Genomic DNA, 9,377 nt, shown 5'->3' with positions numbered 1-9,377 from the left:
AAATGGGATTTGATAGGCGAAATGCGCTTTTCCGCGAACAAGGACGAGAACAAGGTCGACTCCACCCAACCGGTCGCCTTCTACGCCAAGGACATCGTCATCACCGACGATATCCCCGGCTACGTGGATCCGGACGAATACTGGAACACCTTCAGCTCCAAGGAACCCGATCGCCTACTCTTCGATTTCGAATCGGGTGCCAAGGGATGGGAAAGCTCCCATGGGCCCAAATCCGATGTCACCTTCGCCGTGGACGCGCTGGCCGGCCATCCGGGCCACTCCCTCTCCGTCAACTACAAGCTGACGGACTGGTGCGACGTCCTCTATCGCTTGGACGCGAACAACGCGACCGAGAAGAAACGGGACTGGACCCAGCATTACGGCCTGCATTTCAAGCTTTATACCAACAAGGCCTTCCAGGGCGTGACCGTTCAAATCGGCGATGCGGGTAAAGAGCTGTTCGATGCCAATACCGGCGCCACCCGCGGATGGAACGATATCGTGCTGCCCTTCCGCAGCTTCGGGAAGTTCCCCTACTACCAACCCCCGGAAGCGGTGCAGAACGGCAAGTTCGACCTCGCAGGCATTACCTCCATCGACTTCAAGCCCGCGGGCGACGGCACCAGCGGCGCTTTCCGCGTGGACGACGTTTACTTGACCAACATGCGCGAGGCCGTCAAGGCCAAGGCCGTCGCCTCGCGCGAATTCAAGATCATCGGCGAACCGGGCAAGGTCCTGACCTCTTCCATCCACGACGGCATCTTCGGGATCAACGCCGCCCTTTGGGACGGCGATCTGCTCGATCGCAGAACCGTCGACCAGGTGAAGGCCGTGAATCATAAGGTCGTTCGTTACCCGGGTGGCCTGCGCGCCGACGACGATCATTGGAAGCAAGTACTGGACAAGAAGGATTTCCTGGTGGACACGGACGAGTTCCTGCAGTGGCTTAAGGAGACCGGGAACGAAGGCATGTTCACGGTCAATTACGGCAAGGGCACGCCCGAAGAAGCCGCCGATTGGGTCCGCTACGTGAACATCACCAAGAAGGCCGGCGTCAAGCTCTGGGAAATCGGCAATGAGCTCTACGGCGACTGGCATCCGCAGCATACCGACGGGACGACCTACGGCAAGCGCGCGGCCGAGTTCATCAAGGCCATGAAGGCGGTCGATCCCACCATCCAGGTGGCGGTCATCTTCGTTATCGACGGCGAGTGGAACAAGCTGGTCATGGAGTCCACCAAGGATCTGGCCGATGCGGTCATCGTGCATCATTATCCGCAGCACGCCGGCGAGGAAAACGACCAAGCCCTGCTGGCGGCGCCGCAAAGCCTGGACGAGATCATCCCGGGCGTGAAACGGCAGTTGAAGCAATACGGCGCGCCTGGCCACCAATACGGGATTTGGCTTACGGAATGGAACTCCGTGGACTTCAAGCCGGGCCCGCAGAGCTTGAGCTTGATTAACGGATTGTTCGTCCTGGACTACCTGGGCGAGTTGGCCAAGCACAATATCGAGCATGCCGATTATTGGGACATCCATAACAACATTACCGAGCAAGGCGGGGATTACGGATACCTGTCGCGCACCGGCGCCCCGGACGGGGACAACGTCCCCCGGCCCTCGTACCACGCCTTCAAGTTGGCTTCCGAGGTCCTGCGCGGAAAGCTTCTGGAGTGCAAGATCAAATCGGCGGAGGCGGATGCGGAAAGCGATATTTCCTGCTACCTGACAGAGCGTGCGAATGGGACCAAGGCAGTCCTCTTGCTGAACAAGCATCCCGAAACGGAAGCGGTCGTGACCCTTACCATTCCCGGCCTCAAAGGCTCGGGTGTCTTGAAGCGGTTGGACAAGTCCGATGCCAAAACCGGCTCCGGTCAAGGCGAGCGCATGACCCTATCCGAATCCATGAAACTCGTCCTGCCCCCGCATTCCGCCGCCGCCCTGCTCCAGGAGTAGGGCCGGCGCGCGATCAACGCGACCGATTGCGCCAATGGGCGGGTAACGTCGCCGTTACGGTAATTCGCGGCCGGGCGGATTGGCCCTGGAACTTCCGGATCCTTCTGGATTAATGAACCCGTTCCGGGTCCCGCCCTCCCGGGCCCGCCTGACGGGGTCTCCAGGGCTCCCGTCACATGCATGTTCCCCGCGTCCGGGAGCTTGCCAATTCGGGACACATGCTCCTCGCAGGCTGGATTCCCTATTCCGGATCGGGGCGATTTTCGGTGAGCGGAAAAAAGCGCATTGAATTAGTTTTCATTCCGGACAACCCCCCGGAGGCCTCGCATGGGCTCTACCACCGACAAATCACGTCAACAACTTCCCCTTTGGGAGATGCTGATTCTCCTGGCCTTTTTCGTAGGCTTGGCATTGTTGGCCCGCATTCCGCAGGAGCTCGGGAAGCACGGTCTGGTGGCGAACCACCCGGAAGCCGGGCAAAGCCGCAGCGCGGAAGCGCAGCCTTCCGTCGGCCAATAATTCCGCCTTCCCTCGGGTAATAATCTGGTCGGCCACATCCAGGCTGCCTATCCCCTCTTCTATCCGGATTCAGCCATTTCAGGCCTGATCCGGAGCCTTTTTAGCCCGCCGGATTGACCAACCATAAAAATCCGAACCGTTCGGATTTTTGAATCCCGATCCATTCGGATTTTTTGGCGCACGCATTGGGCAAAATGCCAAAGCCGATCCCTGTTTCCAGGGGCCGGCGGCCGGGGTTCTTCATCGTAATTGGATCGAAGATGAGCTTGCTTGGGCGCGCGGGAGCGCCCAATGCGAGGCGAGAAGGCTTACTGGGCCTCTGGGCGGACGTAGATGCGTTGCACGTACTCCTGGGAAGTGCCGTTCGCCGTGTGCCGGAGGAAATACCATCCGGGAGTCAGGCGGAGACCGTTGAAGTCCACCGACTCCCCCGCTCCCACTTTCCCCAGGTTCTTGCTATCGAGGGTTCGCCCGAAGGCATCCACCACTTCGGCCTTCCAATCGCCGGCTACGGCCACCGGAGGCTGGAAGAAGTAGCGCAGCCCGTCGCGCCCGGTCCTCAGGGCGCTCAGGGCGGCGTGGCCTTTGCCCGCCTGGGAATGGATGGCCACACCGCCGATCTTCAGGTTTTCCATGTACACGTTATCCAGGCTGAAGCGGATGTTGGTCGTCCCGTAATACGTGAAACGCAAACCGGTGACCGATCCCGTATTCAGGTTTTTGGCGACGGTCTTCCAGGACGGCTGCGCCAGAGAAGCGATCGGGACGCGGATGCGATTCCAGGAGCTGTTGGCGAAATCGATTTCCTTTTGGTAGTAGGCCCCATCGGTGATGTCGGATTGCTCCAACTCGACCCACAGGCTGCTCCCCGAGGTCGCCATCACGTCGAAAACGATGCTCGTCGTAGGGCCGATGCTTACCGGCGCGCCGGTGGCATTGAAGGTGGTCTTCACGCCTACCATCGGATGCGTAGCCCCGGCTCCGCTAATCAAGCGGATGCCGATGCCTTTGCCCCCGCCTTGTCCTTCGCCCGTCAGCACGGACGGCCCCATGGCCAGGGGATTGCTGCTGGAAGTGCCCGTCGGCTTGTCGTTGAAGATTTTCCAAACGCCACCCACGGCATTCACGGTGTCCCCGTCCTCGAAATCATCGAGCTTGACGTCGGTAGCCTTGAAGGCTTCCAACTTAAGGGCGGAGATATTGAAGGAGGTCTGGGCGCGGGAAAGGTGGTAGGGCGCAATATTCGGCATGTCTAGCTTGGCAATCACGCTTTCGCCAGCCACGAAGCTTCCCGAGTCCGACTCGCCGCCCCAGGCAACGCTGATGGCCGCTCCCGATCCGGTCACGGACTTCTTGGCCTTGCTGACGCTGCCGGTGAAGGTAATCGTCCAGGCGGCGGTCTTTTCCAAGGCCCCGGAAATGGTCACCTTTCCGGTGCTGAGATCGGCATTGCCGGGGGTTGCCGAGAGCGCGGTGGTGATGCGGATCAAATCAGCCGGGGGATTGTCGTAATCCCTCAAGAAACCGACCAGGCCGACCATGCCGGCATTGTAATTGATGGCGCATTCCACGTTCTTGTAATTGGTCGCATCGCTGGGGTTGAATGACCATGAGCTCGCTTCCGGCTTGGTGGCATCGAAGGTTCCGCCGGGGTAAGGACCGGCGACCACGCCGCCCTTGAGCCGCACCCCGTTCAAGCGCGCGACGTCATTACGATGATGCGGGCTGATGGAGGTGCCGTTCCCGAAGCCGACGACGTAGGATTGGGTGAAAGGCGAAATCCCGGCCACCCAATGGGCCTGGTTACGCGCGAAGGTCAGGTACTTGGTGTCGCCGGTGATCATGAACGCCAGGGCCGCGCTGAAGCCCGCGCAGCCGGCATTGCCGGGATTGCCCCAATCGGTGTTGATGAAGGCTCCCTTGATGAGGGGCGAAGCGCTGGAGGCGGTGACCACTCGGTTCATGGTGTTGGCCACGTCGGAGAGCCAGATCGCGTCGGCATTCGGCACGCCCAACCGCTTCAATTCGAAGGCGGCCAGATCGCCCACGTTCGCGTAACCCAGCACGTAATAATGCTGAACCACGCCGCCCAGGTAGGTTTTCGCTTTGGTCAGATAGGTCGAGTCGCCGGTGGCGCGATACAACTCCACCGCACCGCAGGCCATCTTGTCCTTATAAGTGGTGGTCTTGTAGTAGCTACCGCCATCCTGTTCGGTGGAAAGGCTGAGATGCGCTTCGCCGAACTGGAAGGCCAGCTTCGCTTTCGCCACGCAAGCGGCGGCGTAGGTGGCGTCGTATTTCTTGTACACGTTTCCCATCAAGGCCAGGGCGGCGGCATAGAGGCCGGCGATGTCGGCGCCGCCTCCGGTATAAACTTGCCGCGGGCTGGTCCGCGAGGAATTGGTGTAGCCATCCTCGCTCAGGCCTTGGTGATCGGTCGCGGCATTGCCTACGTCAACCACGATCTGGCTGGCCGAGATCACCGCGCGTTGGAGGTAATCGGTGGAGAGCTTCACCTCGCCCAGGATGTCGGGGATATTGTCCGGGGCCCCCTTATAATCCCAGGAGGTGATATCGTCATAGCCGTGGGGGAAGACGTCAAAGCCCTTCAGGAGGCAATACGCGGCGAAGCCTTGGTTCAAGCCGAACTTCACGAAGTCGCCGGCATCGTACCAACCGCTCCCGAGATCCGCGCCGCTCAGGTTGTCCCCGCTATGGGGGGCTGGGGATTTGGGCGGTTCATAGAAGGGGTTATGGGTATCGATTGTCTTATCGCCCGCCCGCTGATAGCCGTAATACTGGATCAGCAGATTGTGGAGAGCTTTGTAGTCGGGATTCTGGCCTGCGGCGAGTCCGGCCAAGGCCAGGACGGCCATTCCCAGAATGATGCGAATGGACCGATTCATCTAACGGTTCCTCCTAACCGGGTTTTAGTGGGCCTTGATGGGATCGGAGTTCGGAAGCTAGGCTGCATAAACGGAATCTTTCGCGTCCTAATGTGCCGACCCGCCTCCAGCATCGCCAAAAAAAAGGCCTCCGGTGAGAAACCGGAGGCCCAAAACCTAAAGGCGCGGAAGACCGCGCCCGAATGTCTTTCAGGTCTTACTTGAGAATGGTCACGGGAACGCCGCGCACGACATCGCCCTGACGCACCTGCAAGCTGTAGATTCCGCTGCGCAGGGTATGGGTGTCCAACGACGCCACCTGCAGGCCCTTGCCGGTGAGGCTCTGGGCGGGAGCGACCTGGTGGCCCTTCAAATCGATGAGGGTGAGCTTGGCGCCCGTTTCACCCGCAGCCAAGTCGAAGGTCACGTCGAGGCGGCCGGCGGTTTGGGCCATGCGCAATCCGTGGAAAGCACGGCTCGCATTGCGGATGCCGATCGGGATAGCAGTCATGCCGGGAAGCTTCACATTGTCGACGGCCAAGCCGCCGGTGGTCCCGGGCGCATCTTGAATGGCCCACTGGAACTTGGTGATGCCGGATTTCTTGACCGGTACGGTCTTGTCCGGAACATCCACCCAATCGGGCAAGGAAAACTTGGCCCAGGGTACGATGGCGGTCTTCCAAGTGCCGCCGGTGGCGGGAAGGAGCACGCTATGCACTACGCCCGCATTGGTTCCCAAATCCGTCTGGTTGGTCTTGGCTTCCAAGCGGATGAATTTGAAAGTCGAAGCCGCATCCGTATTGTAGTCGAAAGCCACGCCGGTCGAAAGGCTGGCATCCATCACCGCGGTTTCCAATGCATCCGAGGTCTTGGTGCCGATGCCCACGAAGGGCTGGACCAACGATCCGTTAGCCGTGTATGACGGCCCGAGGGTAAAGCCGATGTAAGCGGCGCCCGATCCGCCAACGCCCTTGGTCGGGGAAATCACGATGAGGGGAGTCGTAGGGGTGGGATTGGTCAGATCAACGCCGGAGAAGATTTCCGAGTACTGGGATTGGGCGGTGACAGCGCGCGTTCCGACGTCGTTATAGGCGAACCAGAATCCGCCGGCGGCGTTCTGATTGGCGGCGCGGGGCGGGGCCGTCACGGGCTCGAGATCGGAAAGCACGGCGCCGGTAGCGGCCGTGGTGCCAACGCAGGTCATACACGCATTCGGCGGAACCCAGGTGTAACCTTGGATCACGATGCTGTCCAGCCACACGGTGCCGCCCAGAAGCCCGGCGTTATCGTCCGCGGAAATCGAGAATTGAAGTTTCTGTACCAACTTGGGATCAAAGGGTTCGACCACGGCCCAGCTGGGCTGGTTGATGCCGCCCAAACCGGTGCTCAACAGCACGGTCTGCGGGCCCCAATCGGTCCCGACCGACACGTTGCTGACGAAGAATCCGAAATCGGCCACATTGGTGGTCGTGACTTCGACGCGCATCTTCATGGCCACGGAAGCCTTGGCGTAAAAGGTGATGGCGGATGCGCCGGTGAGATCGAGCGTAGTGCCCGTTCCCGATGCGACATCGGTACCGGGAATGAACTGGGTGCCGAAGCCGACCATCTGGCCGTAGGCGCAGGTGCCGCCGCAAGACTTGGGCTTGTTGGCGCCGTAGGTGAAGGCCATCTTAAGGGACTTGGTGGAGGCGTAACCGGCGTCGAAGGAGGTCGAATCCACCAGCACTTCGCTCGGTTTGCTGCCCACATGCGCGGAAGTCACGACAGAAGTGCCGCCGTCCGTGGCATCGTTATAGAAGTAAGAATACCCGAGGAACTTGTTCTGGTTGGAGCCCGCTTCGAAATTATCGAGCACGGACGCAGCCGCTGTTTGGGCATGCGCCCCCAGGGCGACCGCCAACATCCCAGCTAGGGCCATGGACCCCTGCCGGAAGCCCATCGGCTTGATGCATGAAATCTTGGACGACATAATTATCCTTTCTCCCTTTCGCGATCGGAGCGGTTCCCGGCCCCCGCAGCGGGTCGCCGTCCTCCGTACCGCCAATTAGTATCGCAAGCGAAAGAGGCGGTTCACCGGATTTAGGACAATTTGGACTCCATCTGAATGTCTGTTCCTCGAACCACGGATCAAGCGAAAGACACTAAACGTCCACGGCCCGAGCGCCGAAATCGGAAGGAACGCTCATGATCCCCCTCACCCGCGGACTTAGCCCATGGAGGGACGCCATAGCTGAATACGCGAAGCAATCGCGGATCCCTGGCATGCGCACCCGGAGACCGATGGCGGTTTTGGCCGGTTTTGTACTCGGGGTCGCGGGCATAATCCATTCCCAGGTCCAGCCTTGGAATTTGCCCTATGTCCGGCCGGCAAGCTACAACTATTCCAGTTTGTACGCGGCGAACCTCAATTCCTACCTGGCCTTGAAGCCGGATTTTTTCAAAGCCCGCTTGCAGACGGCCTGGACGTATTGGAAGGCGAACTTCATCTCTTCCAATGGCCTGGTCAACCATCGAAGGCTGGACGCCAACGGCACCAGCATCATCGGCACCAACGAAGCGGTCTCCGAAGGCCAGGGCTACGGGATGCTGATCTCGGTCCTGCTCAATGATCAACCCACTTTCAATAAAATCTTCGAAGCCGCCAATTCGAACCTGTGGGATAGCGGAAAGAAATCCTATCGCTGGACCTGGCCGAACGGAAGCGCCGGAGCGGCCACGGATGCGGATTTGGACATCTGCCTGGCCTTGGTTTTCGCAGATGAAATGCAGAAAGCCCACCTCTGGCAGACTTATAGTTCCGGCGGGCTTACGTATAACAGTCGCGCCATGGAAATGATGGCGTCCATCAAGAACAACATGACCTCTGGGAACTATCTCTTGCCGGGGGACACTTGGGGCGGCGACGGCGTGAACAACATGAACCCCAGCTATTTCGCCACCGCTTGGTTCAAGGTTTTCAATGCTTACCAGAAGACGATCGATTTTACCGCCGTGATCGACAATTGCTATGCGGTATTGGCGAAAGTGCCCCGCTATAGCTTCGGCCAGGCCCCTGACTGGTGCACCTCCAGCGGCGGCCAGGCTTCCCAAGCCGGAAGCAAAGCCGAGCAGGGATTGGGCATGCTCAGCGACGGAATCCGGACCCCTTACCGTATCGGTATGGATGCCATCTGGTTCAAGGATGCGCGCGCCATCGCCTATTGCAAGAATACCCAGAAGACGATCACCGATTTCGCCAACACCAACGCCAACCTGGCTGCGGCGGAGATGGCCCAGTATTCCAAGACCGGTGTCGCCACCACGGAAAGCAAGGGCTCCTTCGACAATATGGCCATGTGGATGACCGCCATTCTCGGGTCGGGCGACGTCACCTATACCCAAGGCGGAACGCGCTCGGAACTGTTCTCGCGCATCATCGGCACCTTGGATACCTACTTGGGAACCAACGAACTCCGGGACGATGTGTTCTATTACAAGCAGTCCATCGGCATATTGGGATTCGCGGCCCTGGGCGGCCAATTCCCCAACATCCAGGCCGACGTCAAAACCCCGGTCGGCATCGGATACATAAGCCCCAAAGCCCGGCCTACCGGCAATCTGATTGAGAAGCTACTCCCAGGTGGAACCGAAGGCTATCTGAATGCCAACGACGCTTTCGGCCGATCGGCCTACCGGGATGCCCTAGGCCGGTCCGCAATCCTGGTAGTCCCTTGAGATCATAGAGGCGCCTCCTCCCCCTCAGGAGGTAGCCGAGGTCCGTCCCGCTGGCCGCAAGGCCGGCGGGACGGCCGAGCTTCACTACATTGTTCGCCTGAACCAAATTGACATTCGCGGCCACTAAGCACCGCGGAAGCCATGACCGGGGAGCCGCGCTCCCGTTCCGCGACCATGAGGGGACCTCGATCTATGAAAAACACTGGATGCCATACCGCGCGCCAGGCAATCATCCTGACCGCGCTTTTGCTGCCGGCCCTGCCCTTTGCCGCCACCTACACCGTCTCCCAGGACGGTCGC

5 protein-coding genes are annotated in these 9,377 nt (G+C 60.0%); 3 read left to right on the top strand and 2 right to left on the bottom strand.

The window, feature by feature from the left end; translation table 11 throughout:
* Positions 1-21 precede the first annotated feature (21 nt).
* Positions 22-1,956 (top strand): hypothetical protein, encoded by a 1,935-nt coding sequence (locus JF616_21945; GenBank protein ID MBW8890423.1) that lies wholly within the window; start codon positions 22-24, stop codon positions 1,954-1,956.
* A 327-nt stretch (positions 1,957-2,283) separates the two neighbouring features.
* A complete protein-coding gene (locus tag JF616_21940; protein MBW8890422.1) occupies positions 2,284-2,475 on the top strand; it encodes a hypothetical protein in 192 nt (63 codons plus the stop codon).
* A 308-nt stretch (positions 2,476-2,783) separates the two neighbouring features.
* Here the strand turns inward: JF616_21940 and JF616_21935 are convergent, their stop codons facing one another.
* Positions 2,784-5,381, bottom strand: a complete 2,598-nt coding sequence (locus JF616_21935) for a glycoside hydrolase family 9 protein (GenBank protein ID MBW8890421.1) — start codon at positions 5,379-5,381, stop codon at positions 2,784-2,786.
* A 196-nt stretch (positions 5,382-5,577) separates the two neighbouring features.
* Positions 5,578-7,332, bottom strand: a complete 1,755-nt coding sequence (locus tag JF616_21930; protein ID MBW8890420.1) for a hypothetical protein — start codon at positions 7,330-7,332, stop codon at positions 5,578-5,580.
* Positions 7,333-7,643: 311 nt separating this feature from the next.
* Between JF616_21930 and JF616_21925 the strand changes: the two genes are divergently transcribed.
* Positions 7,644-9,077 (top strand): hypothetical protein, encoded by a 1,434-nt coding sequence (locus JF616_21925; protein ID MBW8890419.1) that lies wholly within the window; start codon positions 7,644-7,646, stop codon positions 9,075-9,077.
* Positions 9,078-9,377: the final 300 nt, after the last annotated feature.

The organism is Fibrobacterota bacterium (assembly GCA_019509785.1).
In the GTDB taxonomy this organism is placed as follows: Bacteria; Fibrobacterota; Fibrobacteria; order UBA11236; family UBA11236; genus Chersky-265.
Note: the sequence above shows the minus strand (reverse complement) of the source record. Positions and strands in the feature narration are given on the sequence as shown.

Coding starts and splice junctions, on each gene's coding strand:
- JF616_21945 (MBW8890423.1), top strand. CDS start 22: ATGCGCTTTTCCGCGAACAAGGACGAGAACAAGGTCGACTCCACCCAA.
- JF616_21940 (MBW8890422.1), top strand. CDS start 2,284: ATGGGCTCTACCACCGACAAATCACGTCAACAACTTCCCCTTTGGGAG.
- JF616_21935 (MBW8890421.1), bottom strand. CDS start 5,381: ATGAATCGGTCCATTCGCATCATTCTGGGAATGGCCGTCCTGGCCTTG.
- JF616_21930 (MBW8890420.1), bottom strand. CDS start 7,332: ATGTCGTCCAAGATTTCATGCATCAAGCCGATGGGCTTCCGGCAGGGG.
- JF616_21925 (MBW8890419.1), top strand. CDS start 7,644: ATGGCGGTTTTGGCCGGTTTTGTACTCGGGGTCGCGGGCATAATCCAT.